Source organism: Trebonia kvetii (genome assembly GCF_007827045.1).
Taxonomy (GTDB): Bacteria; Actinomycetota; Actinomycetes; order Streptosporangiales; family Streptosporangiaceae; genus Trebonia; species Trebonia kvetii.
In genome coordinates, this window is the sequence record NZ_RPFW01000006.1 from 136,180 (window position 1) to 160,076 (window position 23,897).

Here is a 23,897-nt window from a genome sequence, read left to right on the forward strand (position 1 = left end):
GGACCAGCAAGGTCCCCGTCACTGCGCAAGGGCTTACTTCACCCGGCCGAGCTTGAACTTCCCGGCCAGCGACTGCTTGTAGATCACGCATGTGTTCGGCTTCGCCCACACCGAGTCGCAGGTGTTCTGCCTGGCAAGCTGGGTGTTCTTGCCGAGCGCGACATTGACGTCTATGAACTTGCCCTTGCCGAGCACGGCCAGCTTGGCCACCGGCAAGGCGATCTTCGCCGTCGCCTCGATCCCGGGCACGATGTCCGAGCCGTACGTGATGTCACTGTCGTACCTGGCGCAGCCCTTCAGGTACTTCGCGTCGTACGGGATCGTGTCTTTGCCCGTGTACTTCAGGGTGCCGTCGAGGAAGGCGTCGCCGAGCAGCACGAGGTTCGCGCCGGAACGCCTGATCTCCATCTGCGGGTTGGGGAAGGCCATGAGCTTCATAGACTTGCTCGTGCAGTCGAATTTCCCGACGTCGGGGTCGATGGTTCCCTCCGCGCAGTTCTCGTTCTTGAGCTGTACCTGCTGGCCCTGCAGGGTCGATGTGTCGCCGGCGGACTCCGGCCCGCTGACATGATGCGCCGACACGATCTTGGTCTCGTACTTGCCCTTGCCGAGGTTCTTGAACTTCACCACGACCGTCCAGAGCTGGTCGAAGCCGTAATCGAGAAGCTCGTTCGCGGTGACCTTGCAGCCGGTGTCGCCGCTGATCCCCTGCGCGCTGTAGCTGACCATGCCGTGGCCGTCGTAGCTCACGCTGAATGTCCTGGTGACCCAGGGCGCGTTTGCCGCGCTCGCGGCCTGCGGTACCGCGATGGCGGCCGCCGATGTGGCCATGATCGCGGCCGCGAGTACGAGTGCCCAGCGCCGTCGCCAGGGCCGCCAGACAACCATTCTCCGCATATGAGGGACTCCCGTTCCTCTGGTAATGCCGCACCCCACGGGTGCAATTGACCCAATTTTCACATCGACTGCGAATAATGCAACGGTTGTCCCAGTAGCCCCAGAAAGACAAGGTCAGGCGGGCTTGACCGCGTGGATGCGCTCCGCGGTGCCGGCCCTAAGCCGCTCGGTTTCGACGATCTGGAATCCGGCTGCCTGAACGAGGGGGAGCTGGCGGCGGGTGAAGTGCTCGCCTGCTGTCGCGATGGTGAATCGCTCGACGAGCCATTGCGCCGCGCGGATGAGGGGCCAACTGCTGCCGATGTGGTCGAGCAGCAGCAGCCGGCCGCCAGGGACCAGAACGCGCCTCATCTCGCCGATCGCCGCAGCGGGATCGGGGATCGTGCACAGCGACAGCGCGCAGACCACGGTGTCGAAGGAAGCGTCACCGAAGGGCAGGTGCTCGGCGTCGCCCTCCAGAAGGTCGAAGTCACGGCCGATATCCGCGGCGCGCCGGCGGGCGATGGCGACCATGCCGGGGCTGAGCTCAATTCCGGTAACGGGCGTCTCTGCCGGATAATGGGGCAAATTGCGGCCGGTGCCGACGGCGACTTCAAGAACGCGGCCACGCGCGCGCGAAGTGAGCCATTCCCTGCCGCCACCGATGAGCTTCTCGAAGAATGCGATCTGCTTGTCATAGCGCGGCGCCGACTTGTCCCAGACCCGCTTTTGCCTGTCGGCCGGGGTCTCAGCGGTCCTTCTCATGACGGCGATCCTTTCAGGAGCACCCGTCTTCCGGAAGCGGGCCAGGAGACCGAGACGAGGATGAGGCCGCCGAGCAGCAGCAGCGCGCCGACGGCGATCGGCAGGGACAGGCTCTCATGCAGGATCCCGATCCCCAGCGCCGTCGCCACGAGCGGTTCGGCGAGCGAGAGAGTGCCGACGGTCGCGGCGGCCAGGTGGCGCAGTCCCGTCACGTAGAGCCAGTAAGCCAGGGCGACGGTGACCGGCCCGAGCCAGGCGACAAGGCCGAGCGAGCGCGGTTCCGCCAGTTCCTTAAGGTCGGCCAGCGTCCACGGAGCCAGCGCGGCGCCGCCGAGCAGCAGCGTGACAGGAACCGCGGCCAGCATGTTCACCCCGCCGTCGATCAGGCGCTTCGCCGACACGGTGTAGACACCGAAGCATCCCCCGGCCACCACGCCGCAGGCGATGCCGAGAAAGTCCGCGCGGGCGGGCCCGCCGCCCTGCGGCAGCGAAATGAACGCGCAGCCGGCGATCGCGCAGGCGGTACCGGCCAGCCAGCCGCGGGAGAGCCGGGTGCCAAGCACTATCCGCTCGCACAGGCCGGTGCTCGCCGGCGCGATGCCGAACGTGACGGCCGTGGCCACCGCCGCGCCGGTGCGCGCGGCCGAGGTCAGGAACGTTCCCTGGAAGGTGGCCGTCGCGGCGGATGCGGCAAGCATCGCCGGCCAGGCCGTCCTCGGCAGCGCGCCGAACGCGCCAGGATCGCGGACCAGCACGATGACGGCCAGCACCAGCCCGCCCGACAGGATTCTGGCGCCGCCGAGCGCGACAGGCCCCGCCGGAGAGTCCGCGAGGATCTCGGCGGGGCCGACCGTCCCCCACAACACCCCTGCCGCCAGGATGACGAAGATCGCTGAAAGACTGTTTCGTTGCACGGCCGGATGCTATGCAGAAGTACGGCAAAATAATTCATCAGCCGAACGGTTGCATGGCTAAGCCCCACAGAGCCGCCACTCGTTCAGTTCATTGCGGCCGACCGGCGGTCAAGCCGAAGAAGGTTCGGCAATTACCGCGTCATGCCATCCGGAAGTTCGGACTGCTCGACGGGCTGGACGTAGTCGAACACGACGGTGGTCCTGACATCCACGAACTCCTTGCGGCGGGCCAGCCTGTCGAGCACGAAGTCCCGCAGGTACTGGGTGCTCGGCACCGCCACGTGGACAAGGACGTCCTCGTTGCCCGTGACCACGAACACGCCGAGCGTCTCTGGCAGCTTGGCCATGTTGTCCCTAACGGTCTCGATGGCCTCACGTGACTGCGGCCTGATGCGGATCGAGATCAGCGCCTGAACGCCGCGGCCGAGCGCCGCCAGGTCCACCGCGGCGTGGAAGCCGGTGATCACGCCGCGGGCACGCAGCGCGCGGGTCCGCTCAAGCGCGGTCGACGGTGCGATCCCGAGCGCCTCGGCGAGCTCGCGGTTGGTCTGCCTGCCATCGCGCTGCAGCCGCCGCAGGATCGCCTGATCCACCGCGTCCATCGTGTCCTCCCGCTAAGCAACCGCCATCAAACCGTAAAAGCCGCCGCGATACCGGACGCCCGCGAAGCCGAACAGCGTGCGCCGGCATGACGCCCGATCGCGTCTCTAGCCGAACATACTTCGGCCAGCAGGCTACTCTGGATTCACTGGTTGTGGGGTCAACCCCGGCGCCCCGCGCACCGCGAAGGGAGGCAGGCTTGGCACCGCCTCCCTACCTGCTGCACCGGGGCGACGCGCTCGACGCGTACGGGGACTGGCCGGTTCCCGCGGCCATCATCAGCGACGGCGCCTACGGCGTGCGGGGATTTCCCGGCGACACGGTCGGCACCGAGGGACTCGCCGACTGGTACCTGCCGCACATCGAAGCGTGGAGCCGGCTGTCCGGTCCGGCCACGACACTGTGGTTCTGGAACACCGAGGTCGGCTGGGCCACCGTGCACCCGCTGCTTGCCCGGCACGGCTGGGATTACGTGCAGACCATCACCTGGGACAAGGGGGTCCGCCACATCGCGGGCAACGTCAACGGCAGGACGATCCGCCGCTTCCCGGTTGTCTCCGAGGTGTGCGTGTTCTACCAGCGGAGGTTCGAGGTGAGCGGGCCCGACGGCCCGATGGATGTGCAGCGGTGGATGCGGCACGAGTGGCTGCGGTCGGGTCTGGCGCTAAACCGGGCGAACGAGGCGTGCGGGGTGGCGAACGCGGCCACCCGCAAGTACCTCACCACCGACTGGCTCTGGTACTGGCCGCCGGGAGAGATGGTCGAGCGGCTCGCCGCATATGCCAATGCCCACGGCGCGAAATCCGGCTGGCCCTACTACTCACTCGACGGCCGCGCCCCGGTGACTGCCAAGGGGTGGGACGCGCTCCGGTTCAAATGGCGGCACACGCACGGGCTCACCAACGTCTGGCGGCTCGCGCCGCTGCACGGCGTCGAGCGGCTCAAGGGGACGATGCGCCGGGCCGCGCCGCGTGTCTACAACCCGGGCAGCCTGTCGGCGGCGCATCTCAACCAGAAGCCGCTCGAGCTCATGCGGCGGATACTGCACGCCGCCACGGACGAGGGCGACGTGATCTGGGAGCCGTTCGGCGGGCTCGCCTCCGGTGCGGTCGCGGCCGTGCAGGCGCGCCGCTTCCCCTGCGTAGCCGAACGGGATCACGACTTCGCGGAGATCGCCGCGCAGCGCCTCGCGGATGCGGTCGCGGACCGAGACTGCCGCGATGACCCTGGGACGCAAGGGGCAGATGAGGGTATGCCGGGTATAAACGAGTTATGTGACAAACATCACTATGACGGTCGTCTCGCGAAGTACCGCATGACGAGACGCTTATGCTCCGGCTTCGTCATCGGTATCTTCATCAAGCGAGCGGGCACATGTAAATGCCAGCCAAAGGTCGTCACTCAGCCGGCAAGGGTCGCCGCCTGAATAGTCCAACCACCCAGGGGGTCAGCCACGTGAAGGGTTTCCGGGACTTCATCACCCGCGGCAACATAATCGACCTGGCGATCGCGGTCGTTATCGGCACCGCGTTCACCGCCGTCGTGACGGCGATCGTCGCCAACCTGATCACGCCGCTGATCGCGGCGATCGGCGGCCAGCCCGATTTCTCCACGCTGTCCTTCGAGGTGCACGGCAGCACATTCAAGCTCGGCCTGGCCCTCGACGCGATCATCGCGTTCCTGGTCATCGCCGCGATCGTCTACTTCCTGATCGTCGCGCCGATGGCGAAGATCGCCGCACGGTTCGCCAAGCGCGCGGAAGTGACCACACGGGACTGCCCGGAGTGCCTCAGCACGATCCCGATCGCGGCGTCCCGGTGCATGTACTGCACCGTCCCCGTCGTCCCCGTCGGGCAGGGTACCGGGCAAAGCTAAGCAGGAAACAGTCTGGGCTCGGGCCGGGGCCTGGCCGTCCCGAGCCCAGACATCTTCAGTCTTACACCGCTTCCTGGTAGGAACCTGTGGCGACGCTGGGAACCAGATAACTGGCTCGTAACGGCCAGCGCCCGGTCGGCGGCGCCGAGGTCGATGACGGCGAGATCACCGCTGCCGCGCTCAAGGAATTCCGCGAGCCGCTCCGCCTCATCCGCGCTGAACCCTATGACAGCACGCGGCTGCCCCCATGGTTCCTTGAGGGCGTAACCCACATATCCGACCACCGGCTGCGCCGGCGTTTCGCCTATGCCCTGGAGCGCTCTCCACCGCTCCCAGGCCGATCCCAGGCGCGCGGCCGCGCGTTCAGCGCGGGCCACCAGCTCTGGATCACGCATCGTTCGATCCCCCTAAATAAAGTCTGTGCCCGGTTTAAGGTCCGGACCGGTCCCAGCGCGGCGAGTGCCGCCGGCGCCAGCATCTAGACCACCCCGTCAAGATCACTCGCGCGAACTGCCCTCGCCCGCTGGGACGGTTCCCCCCAGCCCACCGGACGAGTTCCACCTTGAGCATTGACGCGGCGCGATCTCTCGCGCCTCCTCCTCGCCATGCTCTGCGGCGGGAACCCTACTCGGAGCGCTGCTGCGGGATGCCCGCGAGCAGAGCACGGACCTCGGTCTCCCGGTAGCGCCGGTGCCCACCCAGCGTGCGGATCGAAGTCAGCTTCCCGGCCTTCGCCCAGCGCGTCACCGTCTTGGGGTCGACCCGGAACATCGTTGCGACCTCAGCCGGGGTGAGTAGCGGCTCGGCCTCTGGAGTGCGTGCGGACATTGGTGCGGCCTCTCCTCCTGGATCGGTGTAGCGATCCTCGTGTTGTTGTTGTGTGGCCTTGGTACCCCGCAGGGAGCTTGTCACTGATATCCCCATATGGCCCACGAGGTCCATCTTGCCACTACCAGCGGTGACTAGTCGACAACTATCTGCATGGATTCTGTCTCTGGATGCGCCCCGATGCACCGCTGGCGGCGTCACTGTCAGTGATTCTAGCGATACTTATCGTCGCATCGGGCCAGATTCGGAAAAACTGCCCCGCGCGTTCTAGTTCCGCGCAGCTCATCGTCGCCCCCCTGGCGGAGAGCGAAGACGCATCAGCTGTAGCCCCCTAGACACTGACTGTAATCTACCATGACTGAATCGTGATATAACCCCACACTTCTCTTTCTTAAGCACGATCGTGCGACAGGTCTCTTCTTAACCACGATCGTGCGACAGGCACCGCCCGTCAACCCCGCAACGGCCCTATACAGCGCGGATGCGCACGGCGATGTCTGATGCTCGGAGAAGCAGTATCAGAGGCAACACGAGGCGCAAGTGCACAGTGAGAGCCAATCGGCGTAGTCATCAGGGCCGCAAACCGGGTACGGTTATACCTGTACGGAAGCTGGCGAGCGCCGAGGTCCCCAAGGGGGATCTACGGCGGTTCTGTGTGTGTCACAGAGGTGCCTTACACAGGCCAGCGACAGAGGCATCGCGGGGTCGCACGGCCCCGGACGTTCGAGGGGGTCGAGCCAATGGGGCGCGGCCGAGCTAAGGCCAAGCAGGTTAAGGTTGCTCGCCAGCTTAAGTACAACGGCGGAGGCACGGATCTTAACCGGCTGCGGCAGGAGCTGGGCGTCGGAACGGAAGCGCGGAGCGCCGACCACGACGACCCGTATGCCGAGTACGAAGACGAGGATGCCCTCGACGACGACGACGGCGAAGAGGACGAGGACGACGACGAGGAAGACTGGTCGCAGTCCCGTTAACGACGCATGCCACCATGCTGACGCGCTCTGCCGCGTCGGCCGAGGGCGCTTAGCACCAGTCGATGCGACCGCCACCGCGGAGGTGAAACTTCGCGGTCGGCGGTCCGACTTGTCAGCGGGCCCTATTGTCTTGGCGGGCACAGTCGCCACGGGGTCTTGCGGTGTTTCCGCTCAGGCGGTCGTGACCGCTTCAAGCACGCTCTTTCCGCGTTCGCTCTCCGGTACCGGCACCGGGTAGTGCCCGTCGAAGCAGGCGCGGCACAGCGATCCCGTTGGCTGTTCCGTCGCGGCGACAAGCGCGTCCAGCGACACGTAGCCAAGTGAGTCCGCGCCGATGGTCGAGCGGATCTCCTCGACGCTGCAATGCCCTGCGATCAGCTCGTCCCTGGTGGCGAAGTCGATGCCGTAGAAGCACGGCCATTTCACCGGCGGCGACGCGATCCGCACGTGGACTTCGAGCGCGCCGGAATCGCGGAGCATCGCCACGATCGCCTGCTGGGTGTTGCCGCGCACGATGGAGTCGTCGACCACGACGATCCGCTTGCCCGCGATCACGTCGCGCAGCGGGTTGAGCTTCAGCCTGATGCCGAGCTTCCTGATGGTCTGGCTCGGCTGGATGAAGGTCCGCCCCACGTAGGAGTTCTTCACCAGGCCCTGGCCGTAGGGGATGCCGCTGGCCTCCGCGTACCCGATCGCGGCCGGCGTGCCCGACTCGGGCACCGGGATGACCAGGTCCGCCTGCGCGGGCGCCTCGGCGGCGAGCTTCCGCCCGATCTCCACCCGGGTCGCGTGCAGTCCGCGGCCGCCGATGGTGGTGTCCGGCCTGGCCAGGTAGACGTACTCGAACAGGCAGACCTTGGGCGCGGCGGGCGCGAACCGCCGCGACCGAACGCCACGCTCGTCCAGGGTGATCAGCTCGCCGGGCTCGACCTCGCGCAGGAAGGTGGCACCGACGATGTCCAGCGCGGCGGTCTCGCTCGCCGCCACCCAGCCGCCGGCCAGCTGCCCGATGACGAGCGGCCGGAAGCCCTGCGGGTCCCGGGCCGCGTACAGCGTGTTCTCGTCCATGAACACGAGCGAATAGGCGCCGCGCACCAGCGGCAGGATGCGGGCCGCGGCCTCCTCGACCCCGCCGTCGTCCGCCCCGACAGCGATCAGCTCGGTCAGCACGTCGGTGTCCGAGGTGGCGTGCAGCCCGGCGAAACCGTTTTCCGCGGGAAGCATCGCGGCAAGCTCGCGGGTGTTAGTCAGGTTCCCGTTGTGCCCGAGCGCGATGGACACCGCTCGCGTCGAGCGGAAGGTCGGCTGCGCGTTGGCCCAGACCGGGGCGCCCGTCGTCGAGTAGCGGCAGTGCGCGACCGCGATGTCGCCGCGCAGCGCGGTGAGCGAGGGCTCGTCGAAGACCTGGGCGACCAGCCCCATCTCCTTGTGCACCACGATCCGCCTGCCGTCGCTGACCGCGATGCCTGCCGACTCCTGACCTCGGTGCTGCAGCGCGTGCAGCCCGTAGTAACCGAGTTTGGCGACGTCCTCACCGGGAGACCAGACACCAAAGACGCCACAGGCATCCCTGGGCGGGCGGTCGGCGGGATCGAGATCGTGCGTAAGACGCCCGTCTGGCTTAGCCACCGCATCAGTCTATTTGGTCAGGTCAGCGGAAGAAACGCGGACAGATCAGAACGCGACCCGCTGGCACGGACCGAGCCGCTGCGCACCGCCTCATCCCAGCCGAGCCGCCCGGTCGCGAGCCTGACCCAGGTCAACGCATCCGTCTCCACGACGCTGGGCGGCGTCCCTCGCGTGTGGCGCGGGCCGGCGACCGCCTGCACCGCCGCGACCGGCACCACTCTGATCTCCACCGAACGGCCTGGGCGTGCTCTCTCAAGCTCCTGCAACAGGAATCGCGCGGCCGACCGCAGGGCACCCCGCTCCGGGTCGTCCCCCGAGTCAAGCGCGGCGACCACAGCCGCCACACTGGCCTCACCGGCCGGGTCTGGCTTGCGCGCCGGCATGCCCACACCTTCCCGGATCATCACTCTGCTTAACCAGCGACCACATTTGTGTCCGCTTCGCGGCAAATGTCCCACGCCCGGTTAAGCAAAGACGCTCGAAGTGGTCACTAGCTAAGCAAAGACGCGGACGACGCTAGCCAAAGATAGCCGGGAGGGTGCCGATCCAGACGCGCTCAAGCTCAGGCAGCGGGATCTGGAAGGTGTCGCCGACCGTCAGGGTGTCGCCGAAGGCGACACCGAGGACCGTGGCGGGGACGTCATGCTCCTCGGCGAGAGCGCCGAACTCCACCTCGCGGCCCGGTATGACCGAGACAACCGCGCGGCCGGCCGACTCGCTGAACAGCTCGGTGAACTGATCGCCGTGAAGGGAAACAACAACGCCGCGCCCGCCGCGCAGGCACGCCTCCGCGAGCGCGATGGCCAGTCCGCCGTCGGAGAGGTCGTGCGCGCTGGCCAGCAGGCCCTCGGTCGCCGCGGCGACGACGAGCGAAGCCAGCTTCCGTTCGGCGTCAAGATCGACGGCCGGCGGGCGTCCGCCCAGGTGCTGGTGGACCACGTCGGCCCACGCGGACCCGCCGAACTCGTCGCGGGTGGTGCCGAGCAGCACTACTTGGGCACCGTCCACGGTGAAGCCGGCGCCGGGGCGGCGGCGCACGTCCTCGTGCACGCCGAGCACGCCGATCACCGGGGTCGGGTGAATCGCGGTCGCGCCGGTCTGGTTGTAGAGGCTGACGTTGCCGCCGGTCACCGGGATGCCCAGGTGCTTGCAGCCGTCGGCCAGGCCGCGGATCGCCTCGGCGAGCTGCCACATGACGGCCGGGTCTTCCGGTGAGCCGAAGTTGAGGCAGTTGGTGACCGCGACCGGCACGGCACCGGTCATCGCGACGTTCCGGTACGCCTCGGCGAGCATGAGCTGGGTGCCCTGGTACGGGTCGAGCGTGCAGTACCTGCCGTTGCCGTCGGTGGCCAGTGCGATGCCGAGGCCGGTTTCCTCGGCCACCCGGAGCAGGCCGCCGTCTTCCGGCATCGCGAGCACGGTGTTGCCGCGCACCAGGCTGTCGTACTGCTGGGTGACCCAGCGCTTGTCGGCGAGGCCAGGCGAGCCGAGCAGCCGCAGCAGGGTGTCGCGCAGCGCCGCGCCGTCCGCCGGCCGGTGCAGTCCCTCGGGGCCGGCGACCTGGAGCGCGTCAAGCGTGTCGGGCCTGGCGTACGGCCGCTGGTAGACCGGGCCGTCGGCGGCGGTCTGCGGCGGGATCTTGACGACGGTGCCGCCCCGCCAGGTCATAGTGAGCAGGCCGTCCCCGGTCACCTCGCCGATCACCGTGGCCTCGACGTCCCACTTGCGACAGATGGCAAGGAACGCGTCCACGCGCTTCGGCTTGACCACCGCCATCATCCGTTCCTGCGATTCGCTCATCAGGATCTCGGCGGGCGTCAGGTTGGGGTCGCGGAGCGGGATCGCGTCCATGTCCACGAACATGCCGCCGTCGCCGCCCGCGGCCAGCTCGGTGGTGGCGCAGGCGACGCCTGCCGCGCCCAGGTCCTGGATGCCCTCGACCAGGTCCGCCGCGTACAGCTCGAGGCAGCACTCGACGAGCAGCTTCTCCATGAACGGGTCGCCCACCTGCACCGAGGGGCGCTTGGCCGACTTACCGCCGTCGTCGCCGAACGTGGCGCTGGCGAGCACGGAGGCGCCGCCGACGCCGTCGGGTCCGGTGCGCGAGCCGAACAGGATGACCTTGTTGCCGAGCCCGGTGGCGACCGCCGCCTTGAGGTCGTCGTGCCGCATGAGTCCCACGCACAGCGCGTTGACGAGGGGGTTGCCCGCATAGCTCGCGTCGAAGGCGAGTTCGCCGCCGATGTTCGGCAGGCCGAGGCAGTTGCCGTAGAAGGAGATGCCCGACACGACGCCGGGCAGCACCCGGGCCGTGTCGTGCGCGTCGGCCGGGCCGAAGCGCAGCGCGTCCATCACCGCGATCGGCCGCGCGCCCATCGCCAGGATGTCGCGCACGATGCCGCCGATGCCGGTGGCGGCGCCCTGATGCGGCTCGACGAACGACGGGTGGTTGTGGCTCTCGATCTTGAAGGTGACCGCGTAGCCCTGCCCGATGTCCACCACGCCCGCGTTCGCGCCGATGCCCGCGAGCAGGTACTGCGACTGGTCGGCGGTGGGCGCCAGGTTGCGCAGGTGCACCTTGGACGACTTGTAGGAGCAGTGCTCGCTCCACATGACCGAGTAGAGCGCCAGCTCCGCCGCGGTGGGGCGGCGGCCGAGGATGTCGCGGATCTTCTGGTACTCGTCCTCGGTGAGGCCGAGTTCCTTGAACGGCTGCGCCGTCTCCGGCGTCCCGCCGGCGACCTCGATGGTGTCCTCGCCGCTCACGCGCGCGCCCCAAGTCCCGCGCCGGCGAACGCGGCCACGATCGAAGTGAAGAAGCCGAGGCCGTCCGCCGACGGGCCGGTCAGCGGGTCGATGGCGTGCTCCGGGTGCGGCATCAGGCCGACAACGTTGCCCTCGGCGTTGCAGATGCCCGCGATGTCGCGTGCGGAGCCGTTGGGCGCGCCGTCGGCATACCTGACGACGACTCGGCCGGTGCGCTCGAGTTCGTCCAGGGTCGCCTCGTCGGCCACGAACGCGCCCTCGCCGTTCTTGACCGGCACGTTGAGCACCTGCCCCGCGGAGTAGCCCGCAGTCCAGGGGGTCCGTGCGTCGGTCACCGCGAGCCGCACGTCGGCATGGATGAACCGCAGGCCCGCGTTCCTGGTGAGCGCGCCCGGCAGCAGGTGCGCCTCGCACAGGATCTGGAAGCCGTTGCAGATGCCGAGCACCGGCAGCCCGGCCCGCGCCGCCGGGATCAGTTCCCCCATGACGGGAGAGAACCGGGCGATCGCGCCGCACCGCAGGTAGTCACCGTAGGAGAACCCGCCGGGCAGGACCACCGCGTCAACGCCGCGCAGGTCGCGATCGGAGTGCCAGAGCGATACCGGCTCTGCTCCCGCGTACCGCACGGCGCGGGCCGCGTCCGTGTCGTCCAGTGAACCGGGAAACGTGACAACGCCTATCCGCACGATGAAAGACTACCTGACCTGCTCAGACCAACCGCACGGCGTGTCCGGGGGCGCCCCGTGCCCGCGGCGCCCCCCGGTGGTGGATGGCCTGGCTCAGGCGGTGCGGGCCAGCGGTGCCTCCCAGTGGATGCGCTTGTCGAGCACGACGTGCGTGCCCTCGCCTGGTGCGGAATGGAGGGTCACCGCGTCGACGCAGGCCCTCATGATCGCGAACCCGCGTCCGGATTCCGCGAGGTTTGCGTGGTCAGCGGGCCCGATTTCCCCCGGCTGACGCCTGGCGGCGGCGCGTCTCGTCCGGCACCCCTGCCCGGCATCGGTGACCTCGACCCGGCACGCGGCGTTGTCCACGGTGGCCTTCACGGTGTAGGCGCGTGCGGACTGTCCCGCGTGCAGCACGACGTTCGTGCAGGCCTCTGTGGCGGCCAGCAGGATGTCGGAAACAGACTCCTCGTTCACTCCGATTCCGCGCAGCGTGTCCCCGAGGACCTGGCGCATCACAGGAACGCTCAGCATCTCCCGCTCGAACACAAGGCAGAACCGAACTTTCGGCCGCGTCTTTCGCGTGCCGGAAGGCGACTGCGTTCTCACATGAACAGGGATTTCCAGCGACACGCCGTCGTAATCAAGAATGCCAATCCGTGATCAGAACGTCACTCTGTGGCATGGACCGAGAATTCCTCGATCACTGGGTTGGCGAGCAGCTCGCGAGCCAGTTCCTCGACAGCCGCGAGTGCGGCGCCGTCGGCTGGGCCCTCGAGCTCGACCTCAAACCGCTTTCCCTGGCGCACCCCCTTCACGGCGCCGAAGCCCAGCCGGTGCGACGCGCTGAGCACCGCCTCGCCCTGCGGGTCGTGAATCTCCTGCTTCAGCATGACGTCGACGATCACTGTGGCCACGTAGCTGTCCTCTCCCGGTGGATGACCCCCCGTAACCCGCCGCGGCCAATGCCGCCGCCGTATCGGGAACGCGGGTATGGGGCATATATCGTCAGGTGCGTGAACTTAGGTGCGGCAGGCCTCGTGGGGACGAGACGCCCATGAAGCGTATAACCACGAGGCGTCCAGCCTGGTCAGGCCGGCGATGGCGATCCCGTCGCACGGCCACGGCGAGAAGGAGTGGCGCGTGACCATCGAGACCATCCAGCTACTTACCCCCGAAGGCGAGCGGGTCGACCACCCCGAGTACCCGCTCGACGACGTAGACATTAAGGGCATGTACCGAGACATGGCCCTCGTCCGGCGCATCGATACCGAGGCGATCGCGCTGCAGCGCCAGGGCGAACTCGCCCTGTGGGCACCGCTGCTCGGCCAGGAGGCCGCGCAGATCGGCTCCGCCCGGGCGCTCTCCCCCAAGGACATGGCCTTCCCCTCCTACCGTGAGCACGGCGTCGCCTGGTGCCGCGGCATGGACATCCTGCGGGTGTTCGAGCTTTTCCGCGGGGTCACCCACGGGGCGTGGGACCCGGAGGAGCACAAGTTCCACCTCTACACGGTCGTCATCGGCGACCAGACGCTGCATGCCACCGGGTACGCCATGGGCATACAGCGGGACGGCTCGGAGGACGAGGCCGTGATCGCCTACTTCGGCGACGGCGCGACCAGCCAGGGCGACGTGAGCGAGGCCTTCGCCTGGGCCTCGGTCTTTCACGCGCCGCTCGTCTTCTTCTGCCAGAACAACCAGTTCGCCATCTCGGCGCCGCCAGAGCGGCAGAGCCGGGCCCCCATCTACCAGCGGGCGAGCGGCTTCGGCTTCCCCGGCATCCGGGTCGACGGCAACGACGTGCTCGCCGTCTACGCGGTGACTAAGCAGGCGCTGCGGTCGGCCCGCGAGGGCAACGGCCCCACGCTCATCGAGGCCTTCACCTACCGCATGGGCGCGCACACCACCACCGACGACCCGACCAGGTACCGGCTCGCGAGCGAGCTCGAGGCCTGGCGGCTGCGGGACCCGCTCGAGCGGGTCCGTTCCTGGCTCGTCCGCACCGGCCAGGCCGACGGCTCCTTCTTCGAGCAGATCGAGGCGGAGGCTGACGAACTCGCCGCCAAGCTGCGCGCTTCGGTTCTCGCGCTGCCCGATCCGCCGCCGCTCGCGCTTTTCGACAACGTGTACGCGGGTAGCAGCACGATCCTCGACGCCGAGCGCGAACAGTACGCGGCCTACCTGGCTGGGTTCGCAGAAGAGGGGGCCGGGCGATGACAAGGATTACGCTCTCCCGCGCGATCAACGAGGGGCTGCGCCGCGCGCTCGAATCCGATCAGAAGGTCATGATCATGGGCGAGGACGTCGGCCGGCTCGGCGGCGTCTTCCGGGTGACGGACGGGCTGCAGAAGGACTTCGGCGAGCATCGCGTGGTGGACACGCCGCTCGCCGAGTCGGCGATCGTAGGCACCGCGATCGGCCTCGCGCTGCGCGGCTACCGGCCGGTCTGCGAGATCCAGTTCGACGGCTTCGTCTACCCGGCGACCGATCAGATCGTCAGCCAGCTCGCCAAGATGCGCTACCGCTCCGGTGGCAAGGTCGCCCTGCCCGTCGTGATCCGCATCCCGTTCGGCGGCGGCATCGGCGCGGTCGAGCACCACAGCGAATCCCCCGAGGTCTTCTTCGCGCACACGGCGGGACTTCGGGTCGTCGCCTGCGCCGACCCCGCCGACGCGTTCGCCATGATCCAGCTCGCGATCGCGAGCGACGACCCGGTGATCTTCTTCGAGCCCAAGCGGCGCTACTGGGACAAGGCCGAGGTCGACACCGCCGCGCCGCTTGCCGACGGCCTTGCGCTCGACAAGGCACGCGTGGTGCATCCCGGCACCGACGTGACCCTGCTCAGCTACGGTCCGCTCGTGCGCACCTGCATCGAGGCGGCGATCGCCGGTGACAACGACGGGCGGTCGATCGAGGTGATCGACCTCCGCTCGCTCTCGCCGCTTGACATGGCGACGGTCGGTGAGTCGGTGCGCCGCACCGGCCGCTGCGTGATCGCTCACGAGGCGCCCGTCTACGCCGGGCTCGGTGCCGAGATCGCGGCCCGGGTCACCGAGGAGTGCTTCTACCAGCTCGAGTCCCCGGTGCTGCGGGTCGGCGGCTTCGCCATCCCGTACCCGGTCGCGCGGGCGGAGGACCATTACCTGCCGGACCTGGACCGGATCCTGGACGCCGTAGACCGGACATTCACTTACTGACCTGGGGAGATCACAGTGGCGAGCGAGGCTTGGTTTGTAGCCGAGCGGGAGGCACAGACAACGGTCACCACAGGGCGACCCGCAGCTTGGCAGGAGAGGTAGTGGCGCAAAAGGAGTTCAGGCTCCCCGACGTCGGGGAGGGCCTCACCGAGGCCGACATCGTCGCCTGGCACGTCAAGCCGGGCGACACGGTGCGTATCAACCAGGTCATCGTGGACATCGAGACGGCGAAGGCCGTGGTCGAGCTGCCGAGCCCGTACGCGGGTACGGTCAGCGCCCTGCTCGTCGATGTCGGTCAGACCGTCGACGTCGGCACCCCGATCATCGCGGTTGACGTGCCGAGCGCGGACGGCGCGGAGCCCGAGCCCGCCAAGCCCGCGCAGCAGCCGGGCGGCCAGGCCGACGCGGCATCGCAGGAGCCAGGGCCACCGGAGACTGGCTCGCAGGACACTGACACGAAGGAAGCGAAGGACGCCCCGCAGGAGAATGTCCGGCAGCCCGTGCTTGTCGGCTACGGCGTCAAGCCGGGATCGACGCGCCGCCGGGCAAGGAAGCAGCCGCCGACGCGGCCCGGCTCCTACCCGGCCACGCCGTCGGCACCGCCCTCCGCACCGCCGCCCGCACCGCCGGGCGGCGGGCCGGGCCCGGCGTTCCCGGCCGGGATCAAGCTTCCGCCAGGCATTCCGGCGCCGCCGGCGGTGCCCGCGCAGGGACAGCCCGCGCCCGGCAGGGCGCGGGCACTGGCCAAGCCGCCGGTGCGGCGGCTCGCCAGGGATCTCGGCGTCGACCTGGGCGCACTGTCGGGCAGCGGGCCGGAGGGCTCGGTCACCCGGGACGATGTCGAGCGCGCGGCCAGTGCCAGCCGCAACCGTTCGGCAGCTGAGGACCAGGTGCCCGGCGGCCAGGTGCCTGAGGGCCAAGTGCCTGACGGACGGGCGCACGGCGCGGCCGGCAGCACCTCGGCCACTGCCGAGGCCGAGGAGCGGATTCCGGTGCGCGGCGTGCGCAAGCACACCGCCGCGGCGATGGTGACGAGCGCGTTCACCGCGCCGCACGTGACCGAGTTCCTTCAGGTGGACGTGACAGAGACGATGGCCGCGGTGCGCCGGGCGCGCGACCTGCCCGAGTTCGCCGGGGTCAGGGTGTCGCCGCTGCTGTTCGTGGCGAAGGCGCTGCTGGTCGCCGCGCGGCGGCATCCCATGATCAACTCCTCGTGGGATGAGGCGGCGCAGGAGATCGTCGTGAAGCGGCCGGTGAACCTCGGCCTCGCGGTCGCCGCCGAGCGCGGCCTGCTGGTGCCGAACGTGAAGGGCGCCGACACGCTGCCGCTGGCGGACCTCGCGCGGGCGATCGACGAGCTTGCCACGACGGCGCGGTCCGGCAAGGCCACCCCCGCCGACATGGCGGGCGGGACGATCACGATCACCAACGTCGGCGTGTTCGGCGTCGACGCGGGGACCCCCATCCTGATGCCCGGCGAGGCCGCGATCCTGGCCTTCGGGCAGGTGCGGGACATGCCGTGGGTGGTCGCAGGCGAGCTCGCGGTGCGGAAGGTCACCACGCTGTCCCTGTCGTTCGATCACCGGATCGTCGACGGGGAACTGGGCTCAGCGGTGCTTCGCGACGTAGGCTCGATGCTGGAGGATCCACTCCGGATGCTTACCTGGTCGTGATAGGGGTCGGCGATGACGATGCGGAAGTTCCGCGACGCGCTCATAGTGATGGGCGCGTTCCTCGTAGTGCTCTGGACGCTCCAGGTGGTCAACTGGGCGGACGGGTACCGGCTTGACACCGAGCTCGGCATCCTGCCCGAGCACGTGAGCCGGCTGCCGGAGATCTTCACCGCTCCGCTGCTGCACTTCTCCTGGCAGCACATCGAGGGCAACTCGGTGCCGCTGTTTGTCCTCGGCGTGCTCGCCGCGTACCGGTCCATACCGCGGTTCCTGCTTGCGTCGCTGATCATCGCGGTGACGAGCGGCCTCGCGGTGTGGCTGTTCCAGTCGAGCAACGAGCTGACGGTCGGTGCCTCCGGGCTCATCTTCGGTTACTTCGGCTACGTCCTGGTGCGCGGGTTCTTCGACAGGAACCCCGTGGACATCGGCGTCGGCCTGGTGGCCGGCGTGCTCTATTGGACGATCCTTGCGGTGGCCCTTCCCGGCACGCCCGGGGTGAGCTGGATCGGCCATCTGGGCGGCCTCGTCGGCGGCATCCTCGCCGCCTGGCTGTTGCGGACCCCGGCTGTCGCGGCGCCTCGTGCGCCGCGGCAGCGGCCCGCACCTTCGTCGCCTCCCGGCGGCAAGAGCGTCGACGACCTGCTGCGGGAGCTGAAGGAGCAGGGATTCTAAGCTCTCCCCATGATCCGTCACACCGCGCTGTTCAAGTGGACCACCGAGGCGACCGACGAGCAGAAGGCAGCCGTCGCGGCCGAACTCGCCTCGCTGCCGCCGATCGTGCCGTCGATACGCGGATTCGTCCTCGGCGCTGACGTCGGCGTGGCCACGGGGAACTTCGATTTCGCCGTGACCGCCGACTTCGACGACGAGGCCGGGTTCTTCGCCTACCGCGACGATCCCGCGCACCGCGACATCATCAGCCGGACCATCACGCCGATCATGGCGCAGCGGGTGGCGGTCCAGTTCAGGTTCTGACCGGAGAGACGCGGAACGGGTGCTGGCTTACCGTGCCCAGCGAGATGACTCGCCTGGCGGTTTAAGCCGCGAACGAGCTCTCTTTTCTGGCCTCGGCGGTCACGCCGCTCTGAAGCAACGCCAGAAAAGAGAGCTCGCCGTTCCGGATCCTGCTTTTCGAATACTTAGAACGCGCCCTCGGGGACATCCATGAGGTCGTTGGTCGTCGCCTCGATGATCTTCCTGTCGCTCTCCAGGCGGGGCAGCACCGTGGCGGCGAAGAACCGGGCTACCGCGAGCTTGCCCGCGTAGAAGTCCCGGTCGGTCTCGGGCAGCGCATCCGCGTTGTCCAGCGCACGGCCCGCGACCTCGGCCTGCCTGGCGAGCAGCCAGCCGATGATCAGGTCGCCGAAGGCGATCAGCAGCCGCACGGACTGCTGGCCGACCTTGTGTGCCTCCTCCGGGCGCTCGAACGAGCCGATCACGAAGCCGGTCATCGCGTTGAGCATCGCCTCGACCTGGGCAACGCCGTCGGCGAGCGCCGCGCGCTCGGCCTTGAGCCGCCCGTCGCCGCTCGTCGCCGCGTCGCTCGCCGCGGCGAAGGACGTGATCTCGCCGAGCAGCGACCTGACCGCGGCCCCCTGGTCGCGGACCAGCTTGCGGTAGAAGAAGTCGAGCGACTGGATGCCGGTGGTGCCCTCGTACAGGGAGTCGATCTTGGCGTCCCTGATGTACTGCTCGATCGGGTAGTCCTGGAGGAACCCGGAGCCGCCAAGCGTCTGCAGCGAGAGCGTGAGCATCTCGTACGCCCGCTCGGAGCCGACGCCCTTGACGACGGGGAGCAGCAGGTCGTTGCGGGCCGCCGCGGCCTCGTCGGCGGCGCCGCTCGCGGTGGCGAGCTGGACGGCGTCCTGCTGGGTGGCCGTGTAGAGGACGAGCGCGCGCAGGCCCTCCGCGTAGGCCTTCTGCAGCATGAGCATCCGCCGGACGTCGGGGTGGTGGATGATCGTCACCCGCGGCGAGGTCTTGTCGAGCTGCCTGGTCAGGTCGGGGCCCTGCACCCGGTTCTTCGCGTAGTCGAGCGCGTTGAGATAGCCGGTCGACAGGGTCTCGATCGCCTTGCTTCCGACCATCATCCGCGCGTGCTCGATGACCATGAACATCTGCCTGATGCCGTCGTGCACGTCGCCGATCAGGGTGCCGACCGCGGGCAGGCCCGGGTCACCGCCGAACGTCAGCTCGCAGGTGGTGGAGACCTTCAGGCCCATCTTGTGCTCGACATTGGTGACCTTGACGCCGTTGCGCTCACCGAGCGAGCCGTCGGGGTTCACGAGGTACTTCGGCACGAGGAACATGGACAGGCCCTTGGTGCCGCCGGCGGCACCCTCTGGCCTGGCGAGCACCAGGTGGAAGATGTTCTCCGCCATGTCGTGCTCGGCGCCGGTGATGAACCGCTTGACGCCCTCGATGTGCCAGGTGCCGTCGGGCTGCCGCACCGCCTTGGCCCGGCCGGCGCCGACGTCAGAGCCTGCGTCGGGCTCGGTCAGCACCATGGTCGCGCCCCACTCGCGCTCGATGGCGAGCTCGGCGAAGCGCTTCTGCTCTGGGGTGCCGAGGTGCCACAGGATGGCGGCGAACGTCGGCCCGTTGTAATACATCCACAGGGCGGGGTTGGCGCCGAGTACGCAGCTCGCGAGCGCCCACTGCAGCGACCGCGGCGCCACACTGCCGCCGAGCTCGGGCGGCACCGAAAGCCGCCACCACTCCGCGTCCATCAGCGCGCGGAACGACTTCTTGAACGACTCGGGCAGCGTCACGCTGCTCGTCGCCGGGTCGAAGACCGGCGGATTGCGGTCGGCGTCCGTGAACGACTCGGCGACCGGCCCCAGGGCGAGCCTGTTGACCTCGGCCAGCATGTCCCGCGCGGTCTCCTCGTCCACCTCGGTGAACGGCCCAGTGCCCAGGATCTCCCGCCGGCCGAGCACCTCGAAGAGGTTGAACTCGATGTCCCGGAGATTGCTCTTGTAGTGGCTCATGTAACGCTCCGCGTGTTCGGTGCCTAGTTACATGTTACTCGCCAGTAGCAAGATGGCACGCCAACCGGGGGGCCTATTTTTGGCTCGCCCGACGGCGTCGGGACATCCTCGCGCGGTCCGCCAGGGATCGGTAACGGATCTCTTCCGTTCTTCACCTGTTTCGGCACTTTTGAGGCATGAACGCAGGTCTAAGGGCTAGGCTTCCTGCTCGTGACGGATGTTCGCGACCCCTCAGGAGGCCTCCCCACGCGGCAGCCTAGCGACGGCATGCCCTCGCGGCAGTCGGGCGGGGCGCTGCCGGCTTCGGCGCTGCCCACGCGGCAGTTTACGGCGGACCTGCCTCCTAGAACCGGCAATTTCGAACAGCGAGCGAGCTTCAGCCCCGGCGAGCTGCCCGCCCGCGGCGGTCCCGAGCGGGGTGGGCTTGAGCCCCGCGGGTTTGAGCCCCGTGGTCCTGAGCGTGAGGCGTTCCCTGTTCGCCAGCCCGCCATGCGCCCGCCGCGACGGACCGAGGGCGGCCGTCACCGCCGCCCGGTGCCGGCCAGCCTGCCGCAGAGCGCGCCGGCTCTCATCCTCGCCGTGCCAGGCAGGGATGCCGACCTCAGCGGCGGCCCGGCCGGCGAGCTAACCAGCATACTCCGGGTGGACAACCCGGCCGTGGACGTGCGCGCGGCCCGCATCGACGGCGGCGGCTACGACGACCCGTCGGACCTGCGCGCGGTCCTCGCCGACGCGGCCGAGCGGCGGACGGACAGCAGCGCTCCGTGCGCCGTGGTGATCCCGCTGATCGCGACCGTCAACCCGCCGGTGATCCGCAGGCTGCGCGAGGCCGTGGCGGCGAGCGGCACCAACGCAATCGTCAGCGGCTTCATCAACTCCAACGCGCTGATCGCCGAGGCGCTGCACATCCGGCTCGCCGAGGCCGGGCTCGCCCGCCAGGACCGCGTTCGGCTGTTCAGCATCATGACTTCTGCGGACGGCGTACTTATCGCCACGGTCGGCGGACCCGACGCGGCCGCCGCCGCCAACGTCACCTCGGTCCTCCTCGCGGCGCGATTGGCGCTTCCGGTCATCACCGCGTCCATGGACAGCGCACCGTCGGTGCACGAGGGCGCACTGCGGCTCAAGGAGATGGGGGTCAGCCGGCTCGCCATCGCCCCCTGCTTCATCGGGCCGGAGGCGACGCGCAGCGACCTGGACTCACTCGCGATCGGCGCCGAGTGCGCGGCGCCCATCGGCGCGCACGGCAACATCGCCAAGCTCGCCGCGCTCACCTACGGGCAGGCGATCAGCCAGCTTGACCTCCCGGTGCCCGGCGACGGCGGCAAGGAAGTACGCGGGCAGCACGAGTAGCACCCCCGCTGACCTGCGCTTTTCCGGACTCGCGCGCCCGCTTTGCCCGGGTTCGCCCGCCTACTCACCCGCCCTGCTTGGGTGATTGCCGGCATATCATGGCCAACCAGTGCTGCCGCGGCTGCGTCTCAGGGGGCATAGGAGACGGCAGCGGACCGACGCGACGATTGGCAGGGCAACATGCGCGTGGTTACCAAGATGCTGAGTACCGGCCTGCTTGCCACGGCAGCCGCTGTCGGCTTGCTGACGGTCCCGGCGGTCGCGGCAACCTCGTCGCCCGCGGCAACCTCGTCGCCCGCGGCCGCGGGCGCGGTCACCCCAGGGTCCGGGTTCGCGTACGGGACGGACAGCTTTCCCATGACGGTGACCGGCACCGGCCCGTACAAGGAACCGGTACTCGGCACCAGCTACGGCGGCTACATGGGCATGGCGGGGAACTGGGCGCGCACCCTCGGCTGCAGCACCGGCAACTTCCTCGCCTGGACGCCGGTCAACGCAGGCCAGGCGAACGCCAACTTCCGGACGTATCACGTGGGCGTCGGCACCGGCGTCTACTGGTACATGGGAGGCCCGGGGGTCGACCCGCACTGGAACGGCACCACCACCGAGGCCTTCCAGTGGGGCAAGGTGCAGGCGTCATGGGCGCTCGCCGCGATCAAGGGCAAGTACATTCCCTACCCGGTGGTCTGGGCCGACATCGAGTTGCCCGGCATCGCTCCCGCCCCGGACAGCGGCTGGAACAGCGTCTACACCTCGCCGTGCAGCGGCGTAAAAAAGCAGTTTTACGTGCCCGCAGTCATCGACCGGACGGTGTTCAACGGCTTCGCCAACTACCTGACCTCGCACTCCAAGTACAAGGTGGGCGTCTACTCTTCCCCGCTGATCTGGCCATCCATCTTTGGCAACGGCACGTACGCCAGCCTGCCTAACACGTACGAGTGGACGTATTCGCCGGAGACCGCGAGCCTGTCTGCCGCGCCGAACGGCTGGTGCCTGCGCGGCACGTCGTCCTGCGCGACGTTCTTCGGCGGGCAGTCGTCGTCGAGCAAGTACGCGCTGATGTGGCAGTGGTCGGGCGGCGGCGGAGTCCGCAATCCCTACGGCGACTTCGACCAGATCGACGTGGCGCGGATGGGGTAAGGGCTCCGCGGAGCCCCGGCTCACTCGGTGGCGGTGCCTGCAAGCAGCGGGTCGAGCCGCAGTGACGGGTTGTCGCGCTTGATGGCGTTGAGCCGCCACTTGTCGGCGAACAGGGCGAGCAGCGCACCGTCGAGCCGCCTGGTCAGCACCTCGGCGCCGCGAGCGCCCTTGAGCGCCTCCGTGCCTGCCTCGTCGGTCAGCCTGGCGAGCTCATAGTCCAGGTGCGCCAGCTCCGACTTGGCGCCGAACTCGTGCTCGAGCCGGTGCATCACCACGTCGAACTGGAGCGGGCCCACCGCCGCGAGCACCGGTGCCTGGTCGCCGCGCAGGTCCGAGGAGAGCACCTGGACCACGCCCTCGGTGTCGAGCTGGTCGATGCCCCGCCGGAACTGCTTGTACTTGCCCGCGTCCCGGCACCGCACGACGGCGAAGTGCTCGGGCGCGAAAGACGGGATCGGCGGGTAGGAGACCGGCTGGTCGGCGTACAGCGTGTCACCCGGCCGCAGCGCGGTCGCGTTCACCAGGCCGATCACGTCGCCGGGGAACGCGGTCTCCAGCGTCTCCCGCTCCTGGCCGAACATCGCCTGCGCGTACTTGGTCGCGAACGGCCGTCCCGTCGCGGCGTGCGTCAGCACCATGCCGCGCTCGAACCGTCCCGAGCAAACCCGGACGAACGCCACCCGGTCCCGGTGTGCCGGGTCCATGTTGGCCTGCACCTTGAACACAAGCCCGGAGAACGGCGCCTCGACGGGCCGCTCGTCGCCCTCGACGTCCGCACGCGGCTTGGGCGCGGGCGCCAGGTCGCACATGGCGTCGAGCAGCCGGCGCACGCCGAAGTTCGGCAGCGCCGCGCCGAACAGCACGGGCGACGACTCCCCGGCGAGGAAGGACGGCATGTCGACGACGGCGCCGATCTCCGTGAGCAGCGCAAGCTCTTCCTCGGCGGCGTCGTACGCGGCGCCCTCGCGCTTCCTGGCTTCCTCGGGGTCCTTGAAGACTTCCTCGAGCGCCTTCTGCGCGCCGCCCGGCTGCCTGGTATAGGCGGTGTACTCGCCTGAGGTCCGCTCGATCAGCCCGCGGAAGTCGCCCGCGATGCCAACCGGCCAGTTCAGCGGCGTCGGCCGCAGACCGATCCGCTGCTCGATCTCGTCGAGCAGCTCAAGCGGCTCACGCCCGGGCCGGTCCCATTTGTTCACGAATGTCACCACGGGGACGTGCCGCGACCGGCACACGTCGAACAACTTCAGCGTCTGCGGCTCGAGGCCCTTGGCCGAGTCGAGCAGCATGATCGCGCAGTCCACGGCCTCGAGAACCCGGTAGGTGTCCTCGGAGAAGTCCGCGTGGCCCGGCGTGTCGAGCAGGTTGAGCACATGCCCGTCGTAGTCGAACTTCAGCACAGCCGACGTGATGGAGATACCGCGGTCCTTCTCCATCGCCATCCAGTCGGAGGTGACACCGCGCCGCCCCGCCTTGCCGTGCACCGCTCCCGCGGTGTTGATCGCCGCCGCGTGCAGCGCAAGCGCCTCCGTCAGCGTGGACTTGCCCGCGTCCGGGTGGCTGATCACCGCGAATGTCCGGCGCCTGCCAGCCTCGTTGCGCACCTCATCGCTGCGCGCTCCGCCTGCCGCAGGCCGCTTCTCAACATCTGTCAC

Annotated in this window: 23 protein-coding genes; 10 read left to right on the forward strand and 13 right to left on the reverse strand. The window is 68.9% G+C overall.

Annotated features, from left to right (window positions below; all coding sequences use genetic code 11):
* Window positions 1-33: 33 nt before the first annotated feature.
* The 4 genes from EAS64_RS29260 to EAS64_RS29275 all read right to left on the reverse strand — a co-directional run bounded on the left by EAS64_RS29260 (window position 34) and on the right by EAS64_RS29275 (window position 3,157).
* Entirely contained in the window at window positions 34-897 is an 864-nt protein-coding gene (locus EAS64_RS29260; protein WP_145858296.1) for a hypothetical protein, read from the reverse strand.
* Window positions 898-1,011: 114 nt separating this feature from the next.
* Entirely contained in the window at window positions 1,012-1,641 is a 630-nt protein-coding gene (locus tag EAS64_RS29265) for a class I SAM-dependent methyltransferase (RefSeq protein ID WP_145858298.1), read from the reverse strand.
* Window positions 1,638-2,555 carry a DMT family transporter gene (locus EAS64_RS29270; RefSeq protein ID WP_222849706.1) on the reverse strand — a complete coding sequence of 306 codons (918 nt, stop codon included), beginning with the start codon at window positions 2,553-2,555 and terminating at the stop codon, window positions 1,638-1,640. Before EAS64_RS29270 ends, EAS64_RS29265 begins: the two co-directional genes overlap by 4 nt.
* Before the next feature lie 131 nt (window positions 2,556-2,686).
* A complete protein-coding gene (locus EAS64_RS29275) occupies window positions 2,687-3,157 on the reverse strand; it encodes an Lrp/AsnC family transcriptional regulator (protein WP_145858299.1) in 471 nt (156 codons plus the stop codon).
* A 197-nt stretch (window positions 3,158-3,354) separates the two neighbouring features.
* Between EAS64_RS29275 and EAS64_RS29280 the strand changes: the two genes are divergently transcribed.
* Together EAS64_RS29280 and mscL are read left to right on the forward strand one after the other, a co-directional pair.
* On the forward strand, window positions 3,355-4,581 hold the full coding sequence (locus EAS64_RS29280; protein ID WP_222849707.1) for a DNA methyltransferase: 1,227 nt from the start codon (window positions 3,355-3,357) through the stop codon (window positions 4,579-4,581).
* A 29-nt stretch (window positions 4,582-4,610) separates the two neighbouring features.
* Entirely contained in the window at window positions 4,611-5,030 is a 420-nt protein-coding gene (mscL, locus tag EAS64_RS29285) for a large conductance mechanosensitive channel protein MscL (RefSeq protein ID WP_222849708.1), read from the forward strand.
* A 624-nt stretch (window positions 5,031-5,654) separates the two neighbouring features.
* Here mscL and bldC read toward each other — a convergent pair.
* Window positions 5,655-5,858 carry a developmental transcriptional regulator BldC gene (bldC, locus tag EAS64_RS29295; RefSeq protein ID WP_013133571.1) on the reverse strand — a complete coding sequence of 68 codons (204 nt, stop codon included), beginning with the start codon at window positions 5,856-5,858 and terminating at the stop codon, window positions 5,655-5,657.
* A 740-nt stretch (window positions 5,859-6,598) separates the two neighbouring features.
* Between bldC and EAS64_RS29300 the strand changes: the two genes are divergently transcribed.
* Entirely contained in the window at window positions 6,599-6,832 is a 234-nt protein-coding gene (locus EAS64_RS29300; RefSeq protein ID WP_145858305.1) for a DUF3073 domain-containing protein, read from the forward strand.
* Between the two features lie 171 nt (window positions 6,833-7,003).
* Here the strand turns inward: EAS64_RS29300 and purF are convergent, their stop codons facing one another.
* The 6 genes from purF to purS form a co-directional block, all read right to left on the reverse strand.
* On the reverse strand, window positions 7,004-8,461 hold the full coding sequence (purF, locus tag EAS64_RS29305) for an amidophosphoribosyltransferase (RefSeq protein WP_145858306.1): 1,458 nt from the start codon (window positions 8,459-8,461) through the stop codon (window positions 7,004-7,006).
* 17 nt (window positions 8,462-8,478) lie between these two features.
* Entirely contained in the window at window positions 8,479-8,844 is a 366-nt protein-coding gene (locus EAS64_RS29310) for a sterol carrier family protein (RefSeq protein ID WP_145858308.1), read from the reverse strand.
* Window positions 8,845-8,977: 133 nt separating this feature from the next.
* Window positions 8,978-11,227 (reverse strand): phosphoribosylformylglycinamidine synthase subunit PurL, encoded by a 2,250-nt coding sequence (gene purL, locus EAS64_RS29315; RefSeq protein ID WP_145858310.1) that lies wholly within the window; start codon window positions 11,225-11,227, stop codon window positions 8,978-8,980.
* Entirely contained in the window at window positions 11,224-11,907 is a 684-nt protein-coding gene (purQ, locus tag EAS64_RS29320; protein WP_145859077.1) for a phosphoribosylformylglycinamidine synthase subunit PurQ, read from the reverse strand. The genes purL and purQ overlap by 4 nt, the downstream gene beginning before the upstream one ends.
* A gap of 99 nt (window positions 11,908-12,006) precedes the next feature.
* Window positions 12,007-12,426, reverse strand: a complete 420-nt coding sequence (locus tag EAS64_RS29325) for an ATP-binding protein (protein WP_145858311.1) — start codon at window positions 12,424-12,426, stop codon at window positions 12,007-12,009.
* A 137-nt stretch (window positions 12,427-12,563) separates the two neighbouring features.
* A complete protein-coding gene (purS, locus tag EAS64_RS29330; protein ID WP_145858313.1) occupies window positions 12,564-12,809 on the reverse strand; it encodes a phosphoribosylformylglycinamidine synthase subunit PurS in 246 nt (81 codons plus the stop codon).
* 184 nt (window positions 12,810-12,993) lie between these two features.
* On the opposite strand from purS, the gene pdhA reads away from it, so the two are divergent.
* The 5 genes from pdhA (at window position 12,994) to EAS64_RS29355 (ending at window position 17,737) form a co-directional block, all read left to right on the forward strand.
* Window positions 12,994-14,109: a pyruvate dehydrogenase (acetyl-transferring) E1 component subunit alpha gene (gene pdhA / locus EAS64_RS29335; RefSeq protein WP_145859079.1), complete on the forward strand. Its 1,116-nt coding sequence runs from the start codon at window positions 12,994-12,996 to the stop codon at window positions 14,107-14,109.
* A complete protein-coding gene (locus EAS64_RS29340; protein WP_145858314.1) occupies window positions 14,106-15,089 on the forward strand; it encodes an alpha-ketoacid dehydrogenase subunit beta in 984 nt (327 codons plus the stop codon). Before pdhA ends, EAS64_RS29340 begins: the two co-directional genes overlap by 4 nt.
* A gap of 101 nt (window positions 15,090-15,190) precedes the next feature.
* Window positions 15,191-16,762, forward strand: a complete 1,572-nt coding sequence (locus EAS64_RS29345) for a dihydrolipoamide acetyltransferase family protein (protein ID WP_145858316.1) — start codon at window positions 15,191-15,193, stop codon at window positions 16,760-16,762.
* A gap of 12 nt (window positions 16,763-16,774) precedes the next feature.
* Entirely contained in the window at window positions 16,775-17,434 is a 660-nt protein-coding gene (locus EAS64_RS29350) for a rhomboid family intramembrane serine protease (protein WP_145858317.1), read from the forward strand.
* A gap of 9 nt (window positions 17,435-17,443) precedes the next feature.
* Window positions 17,444-17,737 carry a Dabb family protein gene (locus EAS64_RS29355; RefSeq protein ID WP_145858319.1) on the forward strand — a complete coding sequence of 98 codons (294 nt, stop codon included), beginning with the start codon at window positions 17,444-17,446 and terminating at the stop codon, window positions 17,735-17,737.
* Window positions 17,738-17,901: 164 nt separating this feature from the next.
* Here the strand turns inward: EAS64_RS29355 and EAS64_RS29360 are convergent, their stop codons facing one another.
* Complete coding sequence (locus tag EAS64_RS29360) at window positions 17,902-19,752, reverse strand: acyl-CoA dehydrogenase (RefSeq protein WP_145858320.1); 1,851 nt, start codon at window positions 19,750-19,752, stop codon at window positions 17,902-17,904.
* 489 nt (window positions 19,753-20,241) lie between these two features.
* Here EAS64_RS29360 and EAS64_RS29365 point away from each other — a divergent pair, with 489 nt between their 5' ends.
* Window positions 20,242-21,105, forward strand: a complete 864-nt coding sequence (locus EAS64_RS29365) for a sirohydrochlorin chelatase (protein WP_145858322.1) — start codon at window positions 20,242-20,244, stop codon at window positions 21,103-21,105.
* Between the two features lie 180 nt (window positions 21,106-21,285).
* Window positions 21,286-22,245 carry a hypothetical protein gene (locus EAS64_RS29370; protein WP_145858324.1) on the forward strand — a complete coding sequence of 320 codons (960 nt, stop codon included), beginning with the start codon at window positions 21,286-21,288 and terminating at the stop codon, window positions 22,243-22,245.
* Between the two features lie 20 nt (window positions 22,246-22,265).
* Here the strand turns inward: EAS64_RS29370 and EAS64_RS29375 are convergent, their stop codons facing one another.
* The gene (locus EAS64_RS29375) at window positions 22,266-23,897 is read right to left on the reverse strand and encodes a peptide chain release factor 3 (RefSeq protein ID WP_145859081.1); all 1,632 of its coding nucleotides are present in this window, start codon (window positions 23,895-23,897) and stop codon (window positions 22,266-22,268) included.